General features: G+C 71.7%; 20 protein-coding genes and 1 pseudogene. 7 read left to right on the top strand and 14 right to left on the bottom strand.

Annotated elements, in window-relative coordinates:
• The 4 genes and pseudogenes from Pma05_RS12800 to Pma05_RS43975 all read right to left on the bottom strand — a co-directional run.
• Positions 1-193: pseudogene (locus tag Pma05_RS12800) on the bottom strand (hypothetical protein); the annotation flags it as partial.
• A complete protein-coding gene (locus Pma05_RS12795) occupies positions 190-726 on the bottom strand; it encodes a tRNA adenosine deaminase-associated protein (protein WP_203857602.1) in 537 nt (178 codons plus the stop codon). The pseudogene Pma05_RS12800 and the gene Pma05_RS12795, both read right to left, overlap by 4 nt.
• Positions 727-886: 160 nt before the next feature.
• Positions 887-1,054 carry a hypothetical protein gene (locus Pma05_RS12790; protein WP_203857601.1) on the bottom strand — a complete coding sequence of 56 codons (168 nt, stop codon included), beginning with the start codon at positions 1,052-1,054 and terminating at the stop codon, positions 887-889.
• A 188-nt stretch (positions 1,055-1,242) separates the two neighbouring features.
• On the bottom strand, positions 1,243-1,839 hold the full coding sequence (locus Pma05_RS43975; RefSeq protein ID WP_239312280.1) for a hypothetical protein: 597 nt from the start codon (positions 1,837-1,839) through the stop codon (positions 1,243-1,245).
• 388 nt (positions 1,840-2,227) lie between these two features.
• Between Pma05_RS43975 and Pma05_RS12780 the strand changes: the two genes are divergently transcribed.
• Both Pma05_RS12780 and Pma05_RS12775 read left to right on the top strand, forming a co-directional pair.
• Positions 2,228-2,989, top strand: a complete 762-nt coding sequence (locus tag Pma05_RS12780) for a M23 family metallopeptidase (RefSeq protein WP_203857600.1) — start codon at positions 2,228-2,230, stop codon at positions 2,987-2,989.
• Positions 2,990-3,017: 28 nt separating this feature from the next.
• Positions 3,018-4,022: a prephenate dehydrogenase/arogenate dehydrogenase family protein gene (locus tag Pma05_RS12775; protein WP_203857599.1), complete on the top strand. Its 1,005-nt coding sequence runs from the start codon at positions 3,018-3,020 to the stop codon at positions 4,020-4,022.
• Here the strand turns inward: Pma05_RS12775 and mtnA are convergent.
• Both mtnA and Pma05_RS12765 read right to left on the bottom strand, forming a co-directional pair.
• Positions 3,994-5,031, bottom strand: coding sequence for an S-methyl-5-thioribose-1-phosphate isomerase (gene mtnA, locus Pma05_RS12770; RefSeq protein ID WP_203857598.1), 1,038 nt, complete (start codon positions 5,029-5,031; stop codon positions 3,994-3,996). The two genes, Pma05_RS12775 and mtnA, sit on opposite strands and share 29 nt — an antisense overlap.
• An 83-nt stretch (positions 5,032-5,114) precedes the next feature.
• A complete protein-coding gene (locus Pma05_RS12765) occupies positions 5,115-6,962 on the bottom strand; it encodes a M48 family metallopeptidase (protein ID WP_239312277.1) in 1,848 nt (615 codons plus the stop codon).
• Between the two features lie 360 nt (positions 6,963-7,322).
• Between Pma05_RS12765 and Pma05_RS12760 the strand changes: the two genes are divergently transcribed.
• The gene (locus Pma05_RS12760) at positions 7,323-8,396 is read left to right on the top strand and encodes a PHP domain-containing protein (protein ID WP_203857597.1); all 1,074 of its coding nucleotides are present in this window, start codon (positions 7,323-7,325) and stop codon (positions 8,394-8,396) included.
• On the opposite strand, the gene Pma05_RS12755 is transcribed toward Pma05_RS12760, so the two are convergent.
• Positions 8,382-9,356, bottom strand: coding sequence for a DMT family transporter (locus tag Pma05_RS12755; protein WP_239312274.1), 975 nt, complete (start codon positions 9,354-9,356; stop codon positions 8,382-8,384). The two genes, Pma05_RS12760 and Pma05_RS12755, sit on opposite strands and share 15 nt — an antisense overlap.
• A gap of 168 nt (positions 9,357-9,524) precedes the next feature.
• On the opposite strand from Pma05_RS12755, the gene Pma05_RS12750 reads away from it, so the two are divergent.
• Both Pma05_RS12750 and Pma05_RS12745 read left to right on the top strand, forming a co-directional pair.
• Complete coding sequence (locus tag Pma05_RS12750; protein ID WP_203857595.1) at positions 9,525-11,195, top strand: DUF885 domain-containing protein; 1,671 nt, start codon at positions 9,525-9,527, stop codon at positions 11,193-11,195.
• A gap of 260 nt (positions 11,196-11,455) precedes the next feature.
• Positions 11,456-11,929 (top strand): hypothetical protein, encoded by a 474-nt coding sequence (locus Pma05_RS12745; protein WP_203857594.1) that lies wholly within the window; start codon positions 11,456-11,458, stop codon positions 11,927-11,929.
• Positions 11,930-12,070: 141 nt separating this feature from the next.
• On the opposite strand, the gene Pma05_RS12740 is transcribed toward Pma05_RS12745, so the two are convergent.
• A complete protein-coding gene (locus Pma05_RS12740; protein WP_203857593.1) occupies positions 12,071-12,352 on the bottom strand; it encodes a flavin reductase in 282 nt (93 codons plus the stop codon).
• 633 nt (positions 12,353-12,985) lie between these two features.
• Here Pma05_RS12740 and Pma05_RS12735 point away from each other — a divergent pair.
• A complete protein-coding gene (locus tag Pma05_RS12735) occupies positions 12,986-13,804 on the top strand; it encodes a helix-turn-helix domain-containing protein (protein WP_203857592.1) in 819 nt (272 codons plus the stop codon).
• On the top strand, positions 13,764-13,955 hold the full coding sequence (locus tag Pma05_RS12730) for a DUF397 domain-containing protein (RefSeq protein WP_203857604.1): 192 nt from the start codon (positions 13,764-13,766) through the stop codon (positions 13,953-13,955). Before Pma05_RS12735 ends, Pma05_RS12730 begins: the two co-directional genes overlap by 41 nt.
• 446 nt (positions 13,956-14,401) lie before the next feature.
• Here the strand turns inward: Pma05_RS12730 and Pma05_RS12725 are convergent, their stop codons facing one another.
• The 6 genes from Pma05_RS12725 to Pma05_RS12700 all read right to left on the bottom strand — a co-directional run bounded on the left by Pma05_RS12725 (position 14,402) and on the right by Pma05_RS12700 (position 20,152).
• Entirely contained in the window at positions 14,402-14,626 is a 225-nt protein-coding gene (locus Pma05_RS12725; RefSeq protein ID WP_203857591.1) for a hypothetical protein, read from the bottom strand.
• 88 nt (positions 14,627-14,714) lie between these two features.
• Positions 14,715-15,107 carry a DddA-like double-stranded DNA deaminase toxin gene (locus tag Pma05_RS12720; RefSeq protein WP_203857590.1) on the bottom strand — a complete coding sequence of 131 codons (393 nt, stop codon included), beginning with the start codon at positions 15,105-15,107 and terminating at the stop codon, positions 14,715-14,717.
• Complete coding sequence (locus Pma05_RS12715) at positions 15,104-15,370, bottom strand: hypothetical protein (RefSeq protein ID WP_203857589.1); 267 nt, start codon at positions 15,368-15,370, stop codon at positions 15,104-15,106. The genes Pma05_RS12720 and Pma05_RS12715 overlap by 4 nt, the downstream gene beginning before the upstream one ends.
• A gap of 117 nt (positions 15,371-15,487) precedes the next feature.
• Complete coding sequence (locus Pma05_RS12710) at positions 15,488-17,515, bottom strand: ABC transporter ATP-binding protein (RefSeq protein WP_372441459.1); 2,028 nt, start codon at positions 17,513-17,515, stop codon at positions 15,488-15,490.
• A 149-nt stretch (positions 17,516-17,664) separates the two neighbouring features.
• Positions 17,665-19,398: an ABC transporter ATP-binding protein gene (locus Pma05_RS12705; protein WP_203857588.1), complete on the bottom strand. Its 1,734-nt coding sequence runs from the start codon at positions 19,396-19,398 to the stop codon at positions 17,665-17,667.
• Positions 19,399-19,432: 34 nt separating this feature from the next.
• Positions 19,433-20,152, bottom strand: coding sequence for a TetR/AcrR family transcriptional regulator (locus Pma05_RS12700; protein ID WP_203857587.1), 720 nt, complete (start codon positions 20,150-20,152; stop codon positions 19,433-19,435).
• Positions 20,153-20,268 lie beyond the last annotated feature (116 nt).

Below are 20,268 nucleotides of genomic sequence, written 5' to 3'. Positions count from 1 at the left end.
TGGCCCCGGCCAGCGGCTCCACGGCCGGCTCGGCCGCCCAGCCGGTCGTCGCGGGGCCCGGGCCGGGGCCGGGCGGAGCGCCGGAGATTTCGAGTGCCCGCCGCATCCACGCCTCGTGCTGGTGCCGGCGCCCGGTCAGCGGCTGGTGCGGCAGGTCCGATTCGCCGGGAGGTCGACCCGTTGGTCCGGTCACGCCTCGCGGAGTTCCTCGACCTCGTTGCCGCAGCCGATGATCTTGCAGACCTCGGCCGTCACGTCGGCCGGCAGCATCCCCTCGTGCGCGCAGAGCGCGAGCAGGCTATGGGCCGAGATGCCGAGGTCGGCGAGGAGGTCGGCGTCGCCCACCGGGTCGGCGTCCGGGTCGACGGTCGGCTCGTCCTCGTCGTCGTCATCTGACGACCCGGCCGCGCGCTCCACCGGCTCGACCACGTCGTCGATGTCCAGGGCCGGCGCCTTGATGTCGCCGACCAGCAGGGCGCCGAGCCGCGACTCCTCGGCGAACGCCGAGTCCGAGCCGAAGACCCGCAGGTCCTCGCCCTCGTCGAGCCGCATGACGGCCAGGTAGGCGTCGTCGGACTCGACGAACAGCAAGGAGACCTCGGCATCCTGGTCGACGTCGCGGAGCAGGTCGGCGACCTCGTCGATGTCACCAGCGCCATTGAGATCAACTTCTGTCGCGGCCCAGCCGGACAGGCGGCGCACCACGGCCGCGGCGAAGTACGACACGGTCCCCCCAATTGCCCAGCGGCCCCCAGCCGCACATCACGCCGACTTCCCAGTGCACAGCCGGCTCTCTGTCACGCGTGACGGTATCCGGTCGTATCCGGCAGAGCCCACGCAACGCCCCGAAGGAGGGGCGAGGAATCGAAGTGGGCGAGGCTGCCGATCAGTTCGCCAGGCGGCGACGGGTGGCGATCAGTTCACGCAGGCGGTCGACGCGGGCACGTCGGGGATGTTCACGCTCGCGCACCGACTTCGCCCCGGCGAGCTCGGCAAGGAGCTGCAACCGACGACGGCTGCGGTCAGGGTCGAGCCGATGCTCTGTCCAGGCCATAACGCCGAGCGTGCCGAGTCGCGCCCGGTTCGTCAAGGCCGGTCGCGGTACGCAGTGGCCGCCTCACTCAGCGCGGCTGTCGCGAGCGATTCTCGGATACTCCGGCAACTCGCAGACACCGGCCGGGAGCTGCGGCGCGAGGCGTACGGACCAGCACCCGAGGCGACGAAAGCACACGTAGCGGGCGGCTACCACAGCGGCCAGTCGGCGCTGGTGTACCAGCGGATCGCGAGGGCTGTCGCGGCGATCGCCCAGCCCACCCCGATGGCCAGGGCGATGCCCACGCCGGCTCCCCGGTTGCCCCGCTCGGTCAACAACAGCGCGACGAGCCAGGCCAGGCCGCCGGCCAGCAGCGTCCAGAGCACGTACCCGCGCAGGTCGTGGCCGAGCAGGCCGAAGGCCACCAGCCAGGCGGCGGTGGAGGCGGCACCCGCGGCGACGGCACCGGGGCGTACCGGATGGGGTTCCCGGTAGGTCGGGTGGGTGTGCATGGGCGGCGGGCTGGCCGGGAAGAGGCCGGACGGGCTGTGCCCGAAGGGGCGCGGCTGCCAGGCCGGCCGGGGATCGACGGCCGACGGCGGGGCGGGGTACGGCATGCCGGGCCGGGCCGCCACGCCGAACTGGAGCACCCCCGGCTGGACCTGCGTACCGGGCTGGCCGGGGTGACCGGGGTGACCGGGCTGGCCGGGGTGACCCGGGTGCACGGGGTGGCCGGGGTGGCCGGGGTGGTGCAGGCCCGGGTGCGGTACGCCGGGTCGGGGTTGGAGAGCCGGCTGTTCCGCCATGACCCCGCTCCTTTCCACCCGCCACGCGTACCCACGCGCCCCTGGATGCTCCGCCCGTTTCGGACCGTCCACCCGTTCGCAGCCTACCCGGCGGGCGCCGGAGACCGACCGGATCGCGACCGGCCAGACCGCTGGCGCGGTGGGCCGCCCGAGCCCCGACCGGTTCCACCTGGACCACGGGTGCGGGCGGCACGGCGTGCGGACGTCGAGGCGCTGCTGCGCCCCGGCCGCGATGCCCTCCTCGACGCCGAACGGGGGGAGCGGCACGGCGTCCGGAGGTCGAGGCGCCGCTGCGCCGGCTGGGTACGGATGCCGTCCGGTGGCGACGCGGTGGCGAGGTGGTGGTGCCGGGCCGGCGGGCGCCGGGCCGGTCTGCCACTATGGCCGAATGCCATGGGGAGGATCAGCGGGACCGGGCCGGCTCGGCGTCCTGTTGGTGACGGTGACGGCGCTCGCCACGGGCTGCGCCGACACGCGGCAGCCGACCGGGGCACCGGCCTTCGAGCCGATGGAGACGTCGGCGACGTCCAGCGCGTCCGCCGACGGTACGCCGACCGCCGCACCGACGCCGACCGCCAGCGCGAAGCCGAGCAGCTCGCCGTCGAAGAAGCCCAGCACCCCACCGCCGACGACCGGCAACAGGTACGCCTTCCCGGTGCAGACCGGCAACGTCGCCTACCACCCGACCCACTCGGCGTACCCGGCCACCGACATCTTCGCCAACTGCGGCTCGCCGGTGGTCGCCGTCACGAACGGCCGGATCCTCGAAGTGAGCCGGGTCGACCGGTACAGCAAGACCGGGCCGCAGGGTCCGAACAACGGCGGCAAGGCGGTCTCGCTGCTCGGCGACGACGGGGTCCGCTACTACGGTTCGCACCTGACCAACGTGGCCGGCGGGATCGAGGCGGGTGTCCGGGTGCGCGCCGGCCAGCAGGTCGGCACGGTCGGCAAGACCGGCAATGCCAACAACGTCTGCCACCTGCACTTCGGCATCTCGCCGCCGTGCGAGAAGACCGCCGACTGGTGGATCCGGCGCGGCGTGGTCTGGCCGGCGTCGTTCCTGGACGCCTGGCGCAAGAAGCGGAACACCTCGCCGGCCGCCAAGGTCCGGGACTGGCGCGCCGACAACGGCTGCCCGAAGGCGCCGTAACTCCGGCCGGTGTGCGAGAGTTCCGGTCGTGGACGTCGCGGTGATCGGACTCGGTCTCATCGGCGGCTCGGTGCTGCGGGCACTGGCCTCGGCCGGCCATGCGGTGCTCGGCTACGACGCCGACCCGGCGACCAGGGCCACCGCCCGGACCGCCGCCGCGCAGGCGCCGCCGCCGCACCGATGGCAGGTCGCCCGGACGGTACGCGACGCGGTGGCCGGCGCCGACCTGGTGGTGATCGCCGTACCGCTGCCGGCGGTGGCCGGAGTACTCGACGAACTCTCCGGAGCCGGCTACACCGGGCTGGTCACCGACGTCACCTCGGTCAAGGAGCCGGTACGCGCCCTGGTCGACCGGCATCTGCGTGGCGGTGTCGACCGGCGGGCCGGATTCGTCGGCGGGCACCCGATGGCGGGGCGGGAGACCTCGGGTTTCGGGGCCGCCGATCCGGCCCTCTTCACCGGCTGTGCCTGGGTACTCTGCCTCGAACCGGGTACGACCTCGGTGGCCGACTGGCTGGAGCTGGCGGCGTTGCTGACCGGCATCGGTGCCCGGGTGGTACCAGCGGTCGCCGCCGAGCACGACCGGGCGGTGGCCGCCGTCAGCCACGTACCGCATCTGCTGGCCACCGCGATCGCGGCGGTGGCCGCCGACGACCCGCTGGCCGGTACCCTGGCCGCCGGCTCGTTTCGGGACGGCACCCGGGTCGCGGCGACCCGGCCGGACCTGGTCGCGGCGATGTGCGGCGGCAACGCGGCCGCGGTCGGGCCGGCGCTGGACGCGGTACTGCGGGAGCTGGACGGCGCCCGCACGGCGGTCGGCTCGGCGGACCCGATCGGGGCGCTGCGGAGTTGGCTGGCGCCCGGCTCGGCGGCCCGGCAGGCGTGGCCGCCCCGGCCGGGTGGCTCGGTGGAGTTGCCGGCCCGACCGGACGCGCTGCTCCGGCTCGGCCGGGCGGGCGGCTGGGTGACCCGGGTCGCCGAGGACCGGCGTACGGTCACCGCGGTCAGACCCGCTCTCCCCGATCCAGCCTGATCACCCGCCGCTCGGTGACGATCGCGGTGACCAGCTCGTACGGGGTCACGTCGAAGGCCGGATTGACCGCGCCGACTCCATCCACCCCGGCCGGCTGATCGTGCTCTCGGGTCGCGCGGCTGTCCTCCTGGGGCGCGTGGCCGTACTCCTGGGGCGCGTGGCCGTACGACAGCACCTCGGCGGCGCCTCGGTCCTCGATCTCGACCTGGGTACCGTCGGCCGTGTCCGGGTCGACGGTCGACTCCGGCGCGACGACCACGAACGGGATGCCGGCCCGGTGGGCGCCGAGCGCGTGCGCGTACGTGCCGATCTTGTTGATCACGTCGCCGTTGGCGCAGATCCGGTCGGCGCCCAGTACCACCCCGTCGACCTCGCCCCGGGCCATCAGGAACGGACCCGCCCCGTCCACCGCCACCCGGTACGGCACCCCGGCCCGGCCCAACTCCCAGGCGGTCAGCCGGGCGCCCTGCAACAGCGGTCGGGTCTCGCTGGCGAGTACCGCGCCGAGCGCGTCCCGCCGGTGCAGTTCCAGTACCGCCCCGAGCGCGGTACCGCCGACCACCGCCGCCAACGCGCCGGTGTTGCAGTGCGTGAGCAGGCGGGGGCGGGTGCCGCAGAGTTCGGCCAGCAGGTCGGCGCCGAGGCTGGCCATCGCGGCCGCGGCGGCGATCTCCTCGTCCCGGATCGCCAGCGCCTCGGCGAGGACCGCGTCGGCGCCCTCCGGCAGCCGGGCGGCGACCCGGCGTACGCCCCGGGCCAGGTTCACCGCCGTCGGGCGGGCGGTCTCCAGCCGGCGTACCGCCGCCGCGACGTCACCCGGCTGGTGTGCGGCGAGCGCGACTCCGAGCGCACCGGCCACGCCGAGCGCCGGTGCGCCGCGTACCGCGAGCCGCTGGATCGCCGCGACCAGCTCATCGACGGTGGTCAGCCGGAGAACGGTGAGCCGACCCGGCAGGGCGGTCTGGTCGATCAGTTCGACGGCACCGTCAACCCAGTCGATCGTACGCATGAGCGCCAGGGTACGGCCGGATCCCCGGGGCGGCGAGCCCGCGCGCGCCCCGGCCCCGCCCGCCCGTTCGCACGGCCCCGGGGTCAGCGTTCGCCGAACGACTTCAGCGCCTCCAGCAGGGTGTCCCGGCTGTCCTTCTCCAGCAGTTCGCTGCTCCACGCCTCCTGCAACGCCAACCGGCGCCCGTCGTGCAGCACGAGTTCGGCCTTCAGCGGCACCTGCTTGCGGATCGTGGCCCCGGCGACCTCCTCGAACGGCAGGAACTGGTGCCGGCCGGCCAGCTCGGCGACCGGGGCGGAGCTGACCAGTTCACGCAGCCGCTTCGTACCCTTGTCGGCCTTGCCCGGATTGCCGACGAAGACCAGCCCACGGTTGAGCATCAGCACGTCGTGGTCGACGCCGTCGACCTTGACGTTGGCGAGCGCGGCGAGCAGCCGGGCGCCGTTCGCGGTGGCCCGGCGCTGCACCACCCGGCCGTGCGCCGGGTCGATGCCGAGCGCGGTCAGCCGGGCGACCGCCTCGGGCAGGGTCTGCGCCGCGACGGCCAGCTCGGCGATCTCGGCGAACGAGATCGGCTGGCCGTCCCGGCCGACCAGCCGGGCCGACTCGGACCACGAGTGCTGCCACCAGGCCGTCTGCGCGGTGGCCGCCGCGCTCTGCAACAGCGTCTCCATCGGCTCGGCGAACTTGCGGGCCGCCTCCCGGCGGGTGGCGTTCGAGAAGAACTGCTCGGCGAACTCGCCGAGCCGGCCCGCCTGCACCAACTGGAACAGCACCGGCAGCCCGGGCTCGGGCGCCCCGGTGAACCGGCCGAGCGCCCGGAACACGGCGTCGGCCTGCCGCTGCACCCCCGCCGCGACCATCGCGTGGGTGAACTGCGGCCAGGGCAGCACCTTGCGGTCGCCGACGTCGACCATCCGGTCCTGGAGCCGGCGGCCGAGCGCGGCGATGTCCGGGAGCAGCGCGTACCCGGGCCGGTTGTCGGCCGGCCGGGGTACGTCGGGAGCGGTGGCGATCACCGAGATCCGCTCCGGGATCGGCGGGTGGGTGTCCCAGCGCGACCCGGTGTCGTCCGGCTCGTTGCCGCGCAGCTCCGCCAACTCCGTCTGGCGGGCGGCGACCAGCGCGTAGAAGCCGCCGAAGAGGTCGTCCGGCACGAACCCGGCCTCCCAGCCGGGGTGGACGTACCGCTGGAAGAAGAAGCCCCAGGCCGCGTCGAGGACCGGCAGTTCGCGCAGCGCGGACGCGGCGGCGGCCCGGCCGGCGACCTGCACCGAGGCCCGGTCCGCCTCCAGTTCCTGGCGGCGCGAGGCGGCGTTGTCGACCAGCAGGTAGAGCCGCGCGTAGCCCTTGAACACCCAGCCGACCGGGTTGTGCGGGCCGATCCGGCTGATGGTGCCGCCGAGGGCCAGCCGGCCACGGTACGCCACCGCGCCGAGCCGGGTGTGCCGGCCCGAGTAGTGCCCCAGCTCGTGGGCGAGTACCGAGCGGATCTGGTCGACGCTCATCGCCTGGAGCAGTGGAAGTCCGATGTAGAGGATCCGTCGACCGCTGATCAGGCCGAGCAGTTTGGCGTCCTCGGTCACCGCCGCGTTGACCTCGGGCAGCAGCCGGATCTCGTCCGGCACCCGGGTGCCGACCACGCCCGCCAGCTCGTGCACCGTACGCCACAGTTCCGGGGCCTGGTCGGGGCCGACCGGGAGCCCTTCCGGCGGCTCCGGCCTGGCCCGGATGGCCTTCCAGAGCGCGACCGAGACCGCGCCGACCGTGGCCACGAAGAGCGGGAACACGATCTTCAGCGCGATCACGCCGTTGAGTACCGTACTGAGCCAGACGGCCAGCGCCACCGCGCCGCCGAACTGGACGAGCGCGACGACGTAGAACCCGGCGAGCATCACCACCGACGCCAGCGCCCGGAATGTGGCGACCACTTTCTGTCCTCCCCCGTGTCATGCTTCCGCCCGCCTCGTGGCGCGGAGCGGCGGACGGACAGTACGACGAGGGTGCGACGCCGGCAACCCCGTTCCGGCTCCGCCGCACGGCGCCGACCGGCCAGAACCGGCCGGCGAGTCCCGCGCCGGCGCCGACCGCTGACTAACCTGGTCACGCAGGACCGGGTGGACCTGCATGACCGGACAGCCTGGTCGGGCGGCCCGGTCGACCATGGGCAGGCAGCACGGGCGGGCAGCATAGGCGGGCAGCCCGGTAAGGCAGCATGGGCGGGCGAGCCTGGTCAGGCAGGGGCGGGCGGAGCGGGGAGGCGACGTGACCGAGCGAACCGAGGAGACGGCATGACCGGACGTGACCCCCTCGCCGACCTGCGCCGGATCGCCTTCCTGCTGGAACGGGCGAACGAGGCCAGCTTCCGGGTCAAGGCGTTCCGGTCGGCCGCCAGGACCCTGGCCGAGCTGCCCGCCGAGGAGCTGGCGACCCGGGCCGAGGCGGGTACCCTGACCGAACTCTCCGGGGTCGGCGAGGTGACCGCGCGGACCGTCACCGAGTCGCTGCGCGGCGAGGAACCCGTCTACCTACGCCGGCTGCTGGCCACCGAGGGGCTCGACCTGGACGAGGAGGCCGCCGCGCTGCGGGCGGCGCTGCGCGGCGACTGCCACACCCACTCCGACTGGTCGGACGGGGGCTCGCCGATCGAGGAGATGGCGCTCGCCGCCGTCGAACTGGGCCACGAATATCTGGTACTCACCGACCACTCCCCCCGGCTCACCGTGGCCCGAGGGCTGACCGCCGCCCGGTTACGCAGACAGCTCGACTACGTCGCCGCGGTCAACGACGCGTTGCCGGAGGGCTTCCGGATCCTCACCGGCATCGAGGTGGACATCCTCGACGACGGGTCGCTGGACCAGGACGAGGAGCTGCTGGCCCGGCTGGACGTGGTGGTCGGCTCGGTGCACAGCAACCTGCGGGACCCGAAGGCGCGGATGACCAGGCGGATGCTGACGGCGATCGCCAACCCGCACCTGGACATCCTCGGGCACTGCACCGGCCGGATGGTGGCGGCCCGGCCGCCCGGGGTGACCGGTCCCGGTGACCGGGGGCACCGGGCGCGTACCCGGCCGCCGAGCGACTTCGACGCCGACGCCGTGTTCGCCGCCTGTGCCGAGTACGACAAGGCCGTCGAGATCAACTCTCGCCCCGAGCGGCAGGACCCGCCGAAGCGGCTGATCAGGGTGGCCGTGGAGGCGGGCTGCCGGTTCGCCATCGACACCGACGCGCACGCCCCGGGTCAGCTCGACTGGCAGCAGTTCGGCTGCGAGCGGGCCGCCCGGTGCGGCGTACCGGTGGAGCGGGTCGTCAACACCTGGTCGGCCGAGGTACTGCTCGACTGGACCGGCTCACACCCGGGCTGACGGGGTCAGTTCCGGCAACATGCCGGCCGGCACGGCGGGGCGGCGCCGCCGTACGAACAGTCCCTGCGAGACCGCCACCCCGGCCAGTACGATCACCGCGCCGACCGGCTGGTACCAGGCCAGGTGCTCACCCAGCCCGAGCACCCCGATCAGCACCGCGAAGACCGGGATCACGTAGGTGACCGTCGACGCCGTGCTCGCCCCGGCCACCCGGATGTTGCGCAGGTTGATCACGAAGGCCAGGCCGGTGCCGAGCGCACCCAGCGCCAGCACGCTGGCGATCACCTCGCCGGAGAGGCTGGTCGGTGCCGGCGGGGCACCCGCGATCAGCGGCGCGGCGATCGCGAGCTGCGCCGTCGCCATCAGCAACTGCGCCGCCGAGAGCGCCAAACCGGACTCGGCCCGGCCCGCGACGAACCGCTTCTGGTACGGGATGGCCACGCCGTAACAGGCCGCCGCCGCGAAGCAGAACAGTTGACCGGTGAACTGGGCACCGCCGAGCCCCTGCCACACGCCCAGCACCACCAGTACCCCGACAAAGCCCAGCCCGAGCCCCACCCCCCGGCGTACGGTCATCCGCTCGGTCCGGAACACCAGCACCGCCAGCGGCAGCACCACCAGCGGGGTGGTGGCGTTCCAGATGCCGGCAAGCATCGAGGAGACCCGCTGCTCGCCGTAGCCGAAGAGGGTGAACGGCAGGGCGACCCCGACCGCCGAGAAGAGCGCGGTGTGCAGCCACAGTTTCGGGTCCCGGGGCAGCCGGTCGCGGAGCACCGCCAGCACCACCAGCAGGGTGATCGCGCCCGCGCCGACCCGGCCGAGAGTGACGTAGACCGGGTGCATCTCCCGGATACCGACCTTGATGAAGAGGAAGCTCGACCCCCAGATGGCGCCGAGCGCGAAGAACCCCGGCAGCCAGGAGCGGAGAGCAGCCTTGTCAGGAGTGGTAGCGGCAGTCACTCCTGACACTCTGCGCCAGGGGTACGACATTGTCTCGCGATTTCCGGACCTCGTGGCGGGCGCCACACCACACGGTCGGCCGGTCGATGCGGGCCGACCGCAGACCGCAGCCCGCCGTGGGGCGTAACGTGGATGAATAGCGCTGGGCCGATCACGTAGGGTCGTGGCGTGGGACGAATCAACGAGTTGGCCGACCGCTACGTCGACGAGTGGGCCCGGCTCAATCCGGTCGGCGCGACGTTCGTCGGCGTCGGGGGCCACGACGACCAGCTCGGCGACCTCTCGCCGGACGGCTTCGCGGCACAGGCCGAACTGACCCGGCGTACGCTCACAGCCCTCGACGCCAGCGAGCCGGACACCGAGGCGGAGCGGACCGCCAGGGAGGCGATGCAGGAGCGGCTGGGCCTGGAACTCGCCCGGTACGAGGCGGGCGAGACGGCCAGCGAGCTGAACGTCATCGCCAGCGGGCTGCACGAACTCCGGCAGGTCTTCGACCTGATGCCGACCGAGGGCACCGAGGCGGTCGGCAACATCGCCGCCCGGCTGGGCCAGTTCGCCGGGGCGCTCGACGCGTACAAGACCACGTTGCGTACCGCCGCCGGGGCCGGGCACGTCAGTTCCCGGGCACAGATCGTCGAGGTCGCCAAGCAGTGCGACATCTGGACCGACCCGGACGGCGACAACTTCTTCCACTCCCTGGTCGAGCGGCTCTCCGCCGATCCGGCGCTCGCCGCCGAACTGCGCCGGGGCGCGGCTGCGGCCACCGCCGCCACGGCCGAGTTCGGGCACTTCCTGCGGGACGAACTCGCCCCGCTGGGCCGGGCCAGGCAGGCCGCCGGCCGGGACCGCTACGAACTCGCCTCGCAGTACTTCCTCGGCGCCCGCGTCGACCTCGAAGAGACGTACGCCTGGGGGTTCGAGGAGCTGGCCCGGCTGGAGGCCGAGATGCGCGCGGTGGCCGCGGAGATCGTCGGCCCGGGCGCCACGATCGACGCGGCGGTGACCGCGCTGGACGCCGACCCGGCCCGCCGGATCCAGGGCAAGGAGGCGTTCCAGGACTGGATGCAGGCGCTGGCCGACAAGGCGATCGCCGAGTTGCACGGCACCCACTTCGACATTCCGGAGCAGGTCCGCCGGATCGAGTGCTGCCTCGCGCCGACCAGCGACGGCGGCATCTACTACACCGGCCCGAGCGAGGACTTCTCCCGGCCGGGCCGGATGTGGTGGGCGGTGCCGCAGGGCATCACCGAGTTCTCCACCTGGCGCGAGGTGACCACCGTCTTCCACGAGGGCGTGCCCGGGCACCACCTCCAGGTGGCGCAGACCCAGGTCCGGGCCGACCTGCTCAACCGCTGGCAGCGGCTGCTCTGCTGGACCTCCGGGCACGGCGAGGGCTGGGCGCTCTATTCCGAGCGGCTGATGGACGAGCTGGGCTACCTCGCCGACCCCGGCGACAAGCTCGGCATGCTCGACGGGCAGGCGTTCCGGGCCGCCCGGGTGATCGTGGACATCGGCATGCACCTGGAGCTGGAGATCCCCCGGGACAACCCGTTCGGCTTCCATCCGGGCGAGCGGTGGAACCCCGAGCTGGGCTGGGAGTTCATGCGGGCGCACTGCCGGGTGCCGGACGAGAACCTGCGATTCGAGCTGAACCGCTATCTGGGCTGGCCGGGGCAGGCACCGTCGTACAAGGTCGGCGAGCGGATCTGGTTGCAGGCCCGGGCCGAGGCGCAGGCCCGCAAGGGTGCCGACTTCGACCTGAAGGAATTCCACCGGGCCGCGCTCGACCTGGGCTCCATCGGCCTGGACCCGCTGCGGGCCGCGCTGGCCCGGATCTAAATCATCGGGTACGGCCACGGGGCGCCGACCAGCACCCGGGGGGCCTACCCGGAGCCAAGGATTCACTGTGGAGGCAGATCCACTGTGGAAATGGATCCATTGTGGAGGTGGATGCGAGGGCTCTGTTCTCGTTATCCGCGGCCGATCGCACTAGGCTTGCCCGCATGTCAGGCTCGACACCCGGCAGGGGCCCCAGCGGCAAACTGACGTGGGCCCCCGACGCCGTGATCACCCGCATCGAGCAAGAGGTTCAGCCGCAGGTGAGCCTCCAGCGAATGGTCGCGGCGGCAGCGACGACCGCCTTCGTCTTCACCTGGCCGCCGGCCTTCGTCGTGTTCGCGGTCGCGACCATCGTCGCGCCGTCGGTGACCGACGAGGCCAGCGTCGGGCTGACGGCCTTCTGGGCGCTGCTCTTCGCCATCCTGATCGCGATCACGGCGGTCGTCCAGGTGTTGACGAGGCGGCGCACGGCCACCCCCGAGGCGGCTGACGAGGACGTGTCGCCGCGCCGGATTCCGCTGCGGATGGCGATCAACGCACTGGTCACCGGCGCCTGCGCGTGGTTGGTACTGGCGACGCAGGGGCTTTCCACCAGCCAGATCGCCGTGCTGGCGGTCGTGCTCGTCGTCGTGGTACACCTGCTGCCCATGATCGTGGCGAGGCTGCTGGGCCGGCTGAGCAGGCGCCGTCGGGCCAGTTCGTCCGACCCGGACGCGGTGACCACCCGCACCTGATCCCGCACCACACCGTCTCCACCCGCCGCGAACCGGGCTCCGGGTCCAAGCGTGACGACACCGGGCGCGGGCGACCCGCCCCGGACCTGGGGGAAGAAGGCGGGGTGGTCCGGGGCGGGCCTGATCGGGTGATGAGGCGGGTCAGTAGCGCCGGGGAACCCAGTGCAGGATCTGTCCGGCGATCAGTGCGGGGTGCGTCTCCGGGAGTTCTTCCAGGGCGCGGGCGAGGTGTGCGGCAAGGTACACCATCAGGCCCACCCGGTCGCCCTGGAAGCCGATCAGCAGGCAGAGCCGTGCCTGCGGGCAGGGCCAGGCGTCACCGCAGTCACGGCAGCGGTACGACGGGTGTGCCGGGACGTGGACGCCGGTCCTGCGACGCCGCCGTGCGGCGAAGCGGTACCACCGCTCCTGCGGCCCGATCACCTGTCACACCCACTCGCGTAGCCGCGCGCGATGCCGCTGCGCCGGGGTGAGGTTGCCGGCTCGGCCGCTGGTGTGGCCGTCCAAGCCGGCCCGTTGATTGGTCGTCCGGCGGGATGCCGACGGCGGGATCGGGACTCCCAGGTTGGGGGCGACGACCTGCGGCTTGGGCGGAATGGCCTGCGCGGGCGGCATGACACGGACGGCTGCCCGATACTTTCGGCGGGTCAGTGCCGGGATCGGTGGTGGTTCCCAGGGTCTCGGCGGTGCCGCTGTCAGGGGATGGGCGTCCGGGCAACGCCAGCGGCACCCGCATCGGCAGTACCGCCACAGCCGCCGCCAGTCCCGCCGGTGTATTCGCCGTACTCGGTGAAATCGCATCCGTCACCTCCTGGAGGTAGGCGGGGCGGGGGGCCCATATTGCGCACGCCGCGGCCCCCGCCCCTTATCCCATTGACGGAGGTTGGCTGGACTCGGCCCAACCGGGGGCATCCCATTCCCGGCCGTGTCGACGGGCCGCTTCGGTGCCTCCGCCTGATTCCACCCTGGACCGTGACCGCGCGGTGACGAAAGATAATCGGCGGGCACAAACGACGGATACTCCGGACCGCAGTCGACTATAGGAGGGCACTGAACGTGAGTAATCTTCCGGCGCGACTCAAGGAACTGCGGGCCGAACGAGGCGTCACCCAAGATCAGGTAGCCGAGGCGGTGCAGGTCAGCAAGTCGCTGATCGCGGCGTTCGAGACGAGCCGGCTCGCTCCGAAGCAGGGCACGGCGGCAGCCCTCGACGCCTTTTTCGAGACCGGGGACGAGATCCAGAAACTGTCCGCCGAGGCCAGAAAGAACCGGAAACCCGGCCCGATCTGGTTCCGACCCTGGCGGGACGTGGAGGAGACAGCGGTAATCCTTCGCTACTTCCAGGCCAACCTGATTCCCGGTCTGTTGCAGACGGAGGCGTACGCGCGGGCGGTCTTCGCCAGCACGGGACTGCTTACCGACGACGAGGTGGCGGAGCGGGTCGCCAACCGGCTGGAGCGGCAGGCCGCCGTCCTCGACCGGGAGGAGCGGCCCGCATTCGCGTTCATCATCGACGCCGCCGCGCTCCGGTGTGGCCCGCCCGGGATAGCCAAGGACCAACTACTGCACCTGGCGGATACCGGCGCCCGGCCGAACATCTTCGTCCACGTCGTCCCCGACTCCGCCGGACTGCACGCCGGCCGCAGCGGGTCGTTCGCCCTGGCAACCCTGGAGGGTGGCGGCGCTGTCGGTCTGCTGGATGACTTTTATGAAGGCCGGGTGACAGCGGAACCCACTCGCGTGACCGGCCTGGAGCGAACGTGGCAGACTATAACAGCGGTCGCCCTCCCGTGTGACCAGTCAAGAGACTTGATCTTGAGGTTGGTGAATGACTATGACGGCCCAGCAGCCGACCTGGCGCAAGTCCAGCCGTAGCGGCCAGAACGGCGGGGACTGTGTGGAGGTTGCTGACAACCTGCCCGGCCGGGTCCTGGTCCGGGACAGCAAGGACCAGCACGGACCGGTCCTGACCTTCACCCCCGAGAAGTGGCAGGCATTCGTCAGCCTGGCGAGCCAGCACAACTGACCCTGGCCCCGCCCCAGCAATAAGGGGCGCCTCGGACGGAAGACAGAAGCCCTCCGCCGTCCCGGCCGGGGCCTTTCTGCTCGTCGCCCCTCGACCGGAGGTGACCACCCCTCGTGGGCCCTACGGAGGGTGGCACGCGCCTACCTGCGGGTCCCGCCACAGCATGACTCCGGGCCGGTGCCCCGTCTTTGACGGTTGATCGGGTAACCCGTTGCTTCCGGGTGCCTCCAGGGTTGGCGATCTCCTGACGTCGGTCGTGCTCGCCATACCCGTCCCGGCCAATCCGACTCTCCGCGCCCGTCTGTGCACCCAGCTCGACAGTCCACGCACCAACTACTCCCCGACCGGGCCGTCGGGTCGCTCATCTGGTCAACCAGGCCGTCCGCCCAGCGGCGCTGGCGCCACGTCACACAGCCTCCAACGGTGATCCAGGATGGCGGAAGGCTTCAGTGAGCCGCTTCCGACTCGGTCACAAGGACCCAGACCAGCGGACCTTCGGATCCGTCAGGCTCGAAGCGCTGACACAGCATCCAGGCCGGATCCTCGGTCGGCGGCAGCACTCCACGCGCGATGGCGTACCGGCTTGCCTCCGTCGTGTCGAGTTCGTCGACCGCCCGACCGACGTCTTGGCGGATCGTCTCCTCGCCGATGACGGCCGGCACCTCCCGCACGTACTGAATAGTCATCGTTCCACCGCCTCGCCCGTGCCGATGCGCTGGACCCGCACCGCACTACCGTCCGCGTTGACGACCCAGATCGTCATGCGCCACCCTTTCGGCAATGCCGCCGCGATGTTCTCGAGCAGCCATCAGGTCCCGGGCAAGGATACCGATTCAGGTAGAGCGCGGCTGCTTCGATCCGATCACGCCGCATGACCGCAGCCGCATGCCCCTCGGTGTGTTCGGTCAACGACTCCAGGAACTTCCACCTGCCGGTCAATCCGGGACCGCCGGCACCAGGACCGGCCTTGCCGCTGTAGATCAGGTCGCCGATCGGCTGACCTTCGGCGTCGTACAGCCGGCCGATCGTCTTCTCGCGACCCGTAAGAGGTCGGATCTGCGCCGCTTTCACAGGGTCGAAGCGATACGCGGGCACACCAGTGGCCGGCTTGGGTGGCACCGGGGCCGCAGACACCACCACGGGGCTGATCACCCATCGGTAATAACATCGAGGTAGATGGCCAGCGCCTGTGCCATCTCGCTCAGGTGCTGGGCCGCCTCACGAATCCGCCGTACCGCGCCCTCCTGCTGGGCGAGGGCCTGCTCGACCAAGGGGTGACGACTGCCGCGAAACAGGCCAGTGACCCAGTCGTGCCGGCTCGCAAACACATCCGCGAGTGCGAGCAACCGTCGGGCCTCGGCAACGGAGTCCTGACGGACTCGGGCCAGTTCCCTGACAACGTCGCCGGCGGGCACGTCAGCACCTCCATCGATTCGGCGCCCCGGGACGTCAGCAGCGTATGAGGTGGGTCCGCCTTCGGCCTAGTCCGGGCCTCCCCACTGGGGAGGCCCGGACTACCGATCGTCGAAGGGCTACCGCTGGTGTGGCATCGCGCCGACCGGCGGGCCGGCGGCCGGTACGGCGTCCTCCACATCGACCGCCGGCTGGGAGAACTGCGCGTGGTAGAGCCGGTGGTACGCGCCCTGCGCGGCGAGCAGTTCGGCGTGGCTGCCCTGCTCGACGATCCGGCCGCTCTCCATCACCAGGATCAGGTCGGCGTCCCGGATGGTCGACAGCCGGTGTGCGATCACGAAACTGGTCCGGTCCGCCCGCAGCGCCGCCATCGCCCGCTGGAGCAGCACCTCGGTACGGGTGTCCACCGAACTCGTCGCCTCGTCCAGGATCAGCAGCGACGGGTCGGACAGGAACGCCCGGGCGATGGTGATGAGCTGCTTCTCGCCCGCGCTGACGTTGTTGCCCTCCTCGTCGATGACCGTGTCGTAGCCGTCAGGCAGGCTGCGGACGAACCGGTCGACGAAGGTCGCCTTCGCCGCCGCGAGAATCTCCTCCTCGGTCGCGTCCGGGTTGCCGTACGCGATGTTGTCCCGGATGGTCCCGCCGAACAGCCAGGTGTCCTGGAGCACCATGCCGATCTCACCGCGCAGGGTGTCCCGGCGCAGTTCGGTGAGGTCGACCCCGTCCAGGGTGATCCGGCCGGCGTCCAGTTCGTAGAAGCGCATGACCAGGTTGACCAGGGTGGTCTTGCCGGCCCCGGTCGGACCGACGATCGCCACCGTGTGCCCCGGCTCGGCGACCAGCGACAGGTCGTCGATCAGCGGCTTGTCCGGCTCGTACCGGAAGGAGACGTGCGCGAACTCGACCCGACCGTGCCGCTCGGTGAGCCGGGCCGGCTCGGCCGGGTCCGGGCTCTGCTCGTCGGCGTCGAGTACGTCGAAGACCCGCTCCGCCGAGGCGACCCCGGACTGGAGCAGGTTCGCCATCGAGGCGACCTGGGTCAGCGGCTGGGTGAACTGCCGGGAGTACTGGATGAACGCCTGTACGTCGCCGAGCGTCATCGCCCCGGACGCGACCCGCAGCCCGCCGATCACCGCGATCAGCACGTAGCTCAGGTTTCCGATGAACATCATCGACGGCATGATGATGCCGGAGACGAACTGGGCGGCGAAGCTCGCCTTGAACAGCTCCTCGTTCTTCGCGCCGAAGGCCGCCTCGACCTCGCGCTGCCGGCCGAAGACCTTCACCAGCTCGTGCCCGGTGAACGCCTCCTCGATCTGGCCGTTCAGCGCGCCGGTGTGCGTCCACTGGGCGATGAACTGCTTCTGCGACCGCTTCGCGATCTGCTTGGTGACCAGCACCGACGCCGGTACCGCGATCAGCGCGACCACGGCCAGCAATGGCGAGATCCAGAACATCACCCCCAGTACGCCGATCACGGTGAGCAGCGAGGTGAGCAACTGGCTGAGGGTCTGTTGCAGGCTCTGCGAGATGTTGTCGATGTCGTTGGTGACCCGGCTGAGCAGTTCGCCCCGGGGCTGGCCGTCGAAGTACGGCAGCGGCAGCCGGTTGAGCTTCGCCTCCACGTCCGACCGCAGTTGCCGGATCGTGCTCTGCACCGCGCCGTTCAGGATGTAGCCCTGGAGCCAGCCGAGCAGGCTGGCGGCGAGGAAGAGCAGTACCGCCAGCAGCAGGATCCGGCCGAGCTGCCCGAAGTCGATGCCGACGCCGGGGATGACCTCCATCTTCAGCAGCAGCTCGGCGAAGCCGTCGTTGCCGTCCGCCCGGGCACCCTCGGCGGCCTGCTCGACGGTGCTGCCGGCCGGTAGCTGCTTGCCGATCAGTCCGGAGAAGATCACGTCGGTGGCGTACCCGAGGATCTTCGGCCCGGCCACCGACAGCCCGACGCTGGCGATCGCCAGCAGGATCACCAGGCTCAGCGACAGCCGGTGCGGCCGGAGCAGCCCCAGCAGCCGCCGGGCCGACGGGCCGAAGTTCATCGACTTCTCGGCCGGCATCCCCACGTTTCCCCATGCCGGGCCGCCCCGGGCGGCGCCGCCGCCCGGCAGCCGGGCCGGTGTCGCCCGAGCCGTCTTCTGGTTCATCGCCCCGTCCTGGGTGTTGTCGTCCGCCGGCCGGCCGTTGGCACCGGCACTCGGCCCGTGCTGCTCGACGCTCCCGTCCTGCTGACCGTGCCCGTTCGGCTGGCCGTGCCCGTTCGGCTCGACGCGTCGGTTCTGCTCGCTCGGCTCGCTCATGCGGTCACCTCGACGGTGAGCTGGGACTCGACGATCTCGGCGTAGGTCGGACAGCTCTTCAGGAGTTCGGTGTGCCGGCCGGCGCCGACCACCGCCCCGTCCTCGAGCACGATGATCTGGTCGGCGTCCAGGATCGTGGAGACCCGCTGCGCCACGATCACCACCGCGGCGTCGGCGGTGACCGGTTTCAGCGCGGCCCGCAGTCGGGCGTCGGTACCGAGGTCGAGGGCGGAGAACGAGTCGTCGAAGAGGTAGATCTCCGGGTGCCGGACCAGGGCTCGGGCGATCGCCAGCCGCTGCCGCTGCCCGCCGGAGAGGTTCGTCCCGCCCTGGGCCACCGGAGCGTCCAGCCCTTCCGGCAGCGCCTCGACGAAGTCGCGGGCCTGGGCGATCTCCAGGCTGGCCCAGAGTTCCTCGTCGGTCGCGTCCGGGTTCCCGTACTTGAGGTTGCTGGCGACGGTGCCGGAGAAGAGGTACGGCCGCTGCGGCACCAGGCCGATCCGGTCCCAGAGCAGGTCGGGATCCAGCTCCCGGACGTCGACCCCGTCGACCAGTACCGCCCCGCCGGTGACGTCGAAGAGCCGGGGTACCAGCCCGAGCAGGGTCGTCTTGCCCGCACCGGTGCTACCGATGATCGCCGTGGTCTGGCCGGCCCGGGCCCGGAACGAGATGTCCCGGAGCACCGGCGCCGCCGCTCCCGGGTACTGGAACCGGACGTCCCGCAGCTCCAGCTCGCCCTGGAGCCCGACCTCGCGGACCGGCTCCGGCGGCGGGGCGACCGAGGATCCGGTCTTCAGCACCTCCATGATCCGTTCGGCGCAGACCGCCGCCCGGGGCACCATGATCAACATGAAGGTCGCCATCATGACGGACATCAGGATGAACATCAGATAGCTCAGGAAGGCGGTCAGCGCCCCGATCTGGATCTGCCCGGAGTCGATCCGCTCCGCGCCGAACCAGAGCACCGCCACGCTGGACACGTTGAGCACCAGCATCACGATCGGGAAGATCAGCGCGGTCAGCCGGCCGACCCCCAGCGCGGTGGCGGTCAGGTCCTCGTTCGCCGCCTCGAAGCGCCGGGTCTCGTACGGCTCCCGGACGAACGCCCGGACCACCCGGATGCCGGTGATCTGCTCCCGGAGTACCCGGTTGACGGTGTCGATCCGGGTCTGCATCAGCCGGAACTGCGGCACCATCCGGCGGATCACCAGACCGATCGCCAGCACCAGCACCGGTACGCAGACCAGCATCAGCCAGGAGAGGCCGACGTCCTCGCGCAGTGCCATGATCACGCCACCGAACAGGGTGATCGGCGCCGCGACCAGCATCGTGCAGGTCACCACGACCAGCATCTGCACCTGTTGGACGTCGTTGGTGGTACGGGTGATCAACGAGGGCGCCCCGAACTGGCCGACCTCCCGGCCGGAGAAGCCCATCACCCGATGGAAGATCGCCCCGCGTACGTCCCGACCGAAGCTCATCGCCGTCCGGGCCCCGAAGTAGACCGCGGCGATCGAGCAGGCGATCTGCGCCAGGGTGACCAGCAGCATCCAGCCGCCGGTACTGACGATGTAGCCGGTGTCGCCCCGGGCGATGCCCTTGTCGATGATGTCGGCGTTGAGGCTGGGCAGGTAGAGCGAGGCCATGGTGCCGACGAGTTGCAGCAGCACCACGGCGGTGAGCGGTCGGCCGTACGGCCGGAGATAGGTACGCAGTAGTCGGTTCAGCATCGACGACCCCCCGAATCGAGGACGCGGTGACCGGTCATGGCCGGTCCGGTCTGTTGTGGTCAGCGTGGTGTCCCGAGCCGGACCCCTCGCCCGGTCGATCGGGCTCGGGCGCCCGGTCGGACCGGGCCGGCGGTTCGGGCTCGGCGGTCCCGGACTGCCGTACGCCGTCGAGCAGCACGGCGGCGATCGTCTCGGGACTGAGCGGTTCGTTCTCGGCGATCCGGGGGTGCGAGCCGGCGAAGGTCAGCAGTCGCAGCAGCCGGGCCACCTCGGGCAGCGGATAGCGGAAGCGGTCGGCGTCCGGCTCCAGCACCCGGACGATGGCCTGGTAGATCTCCTCGTTCGGCGGGCGGCAGTTGGCCGTACCGGCCCGCCGGGCCGACGACTCCTCCGGCGGCCCGTGCATCCCGACGGAGTGCAGCAGGTTGAAGATGCTGGTGAGCCGGCGCTGGAGGATCGCGGCCAGCTCGGTGAGCCGCTCCGGCAACGGGGTTTCCAGGTCGATCGCCGCCAGCTCGTCCAGCAGCGGGGCCGGGTCGAGGCCGGCCTCGACGGCCACCCGGACCAGCCCGTCCTTGTGCGGGAAGACCCGGAAGATCGTGCCCTCGGCCACCCCGGCGGCCTCGGCGATCTGCCGGGTGGTGACCTTGATCCCGTGCTCGCTGATCAGGGCCAGGGTGGCCGTGACCAGCGCGGCCCGCCGCTCCTCCGGCGGGAGCGGCCGGGCCCGGCCCGAGGGAGTCTGCGAGTTCACGGCGCAACAGTAATGAGTGAGCCACTCACTCACCACTCATTTTTGCTACTCCGCCGGGTGCGCAAGCTCACACGTGCCGGCGGGCAAGCGCAAGCCCGGCCGGCGGGCAGCCCGAG

This window comes from Plantactinospora mayteni (assembly GCF_016862935.1).
GTDB lineage: Bacteria > Actinomycetota > Actinomycetes > Mycobacteriales > Micromonosporaceae > Plantactinospora > Plantactinospora mayteni.
Note: the sequence above shows the minus strand (reverse complement) of the source record. Positions and strands in the feature narration are given on the sequence as shown.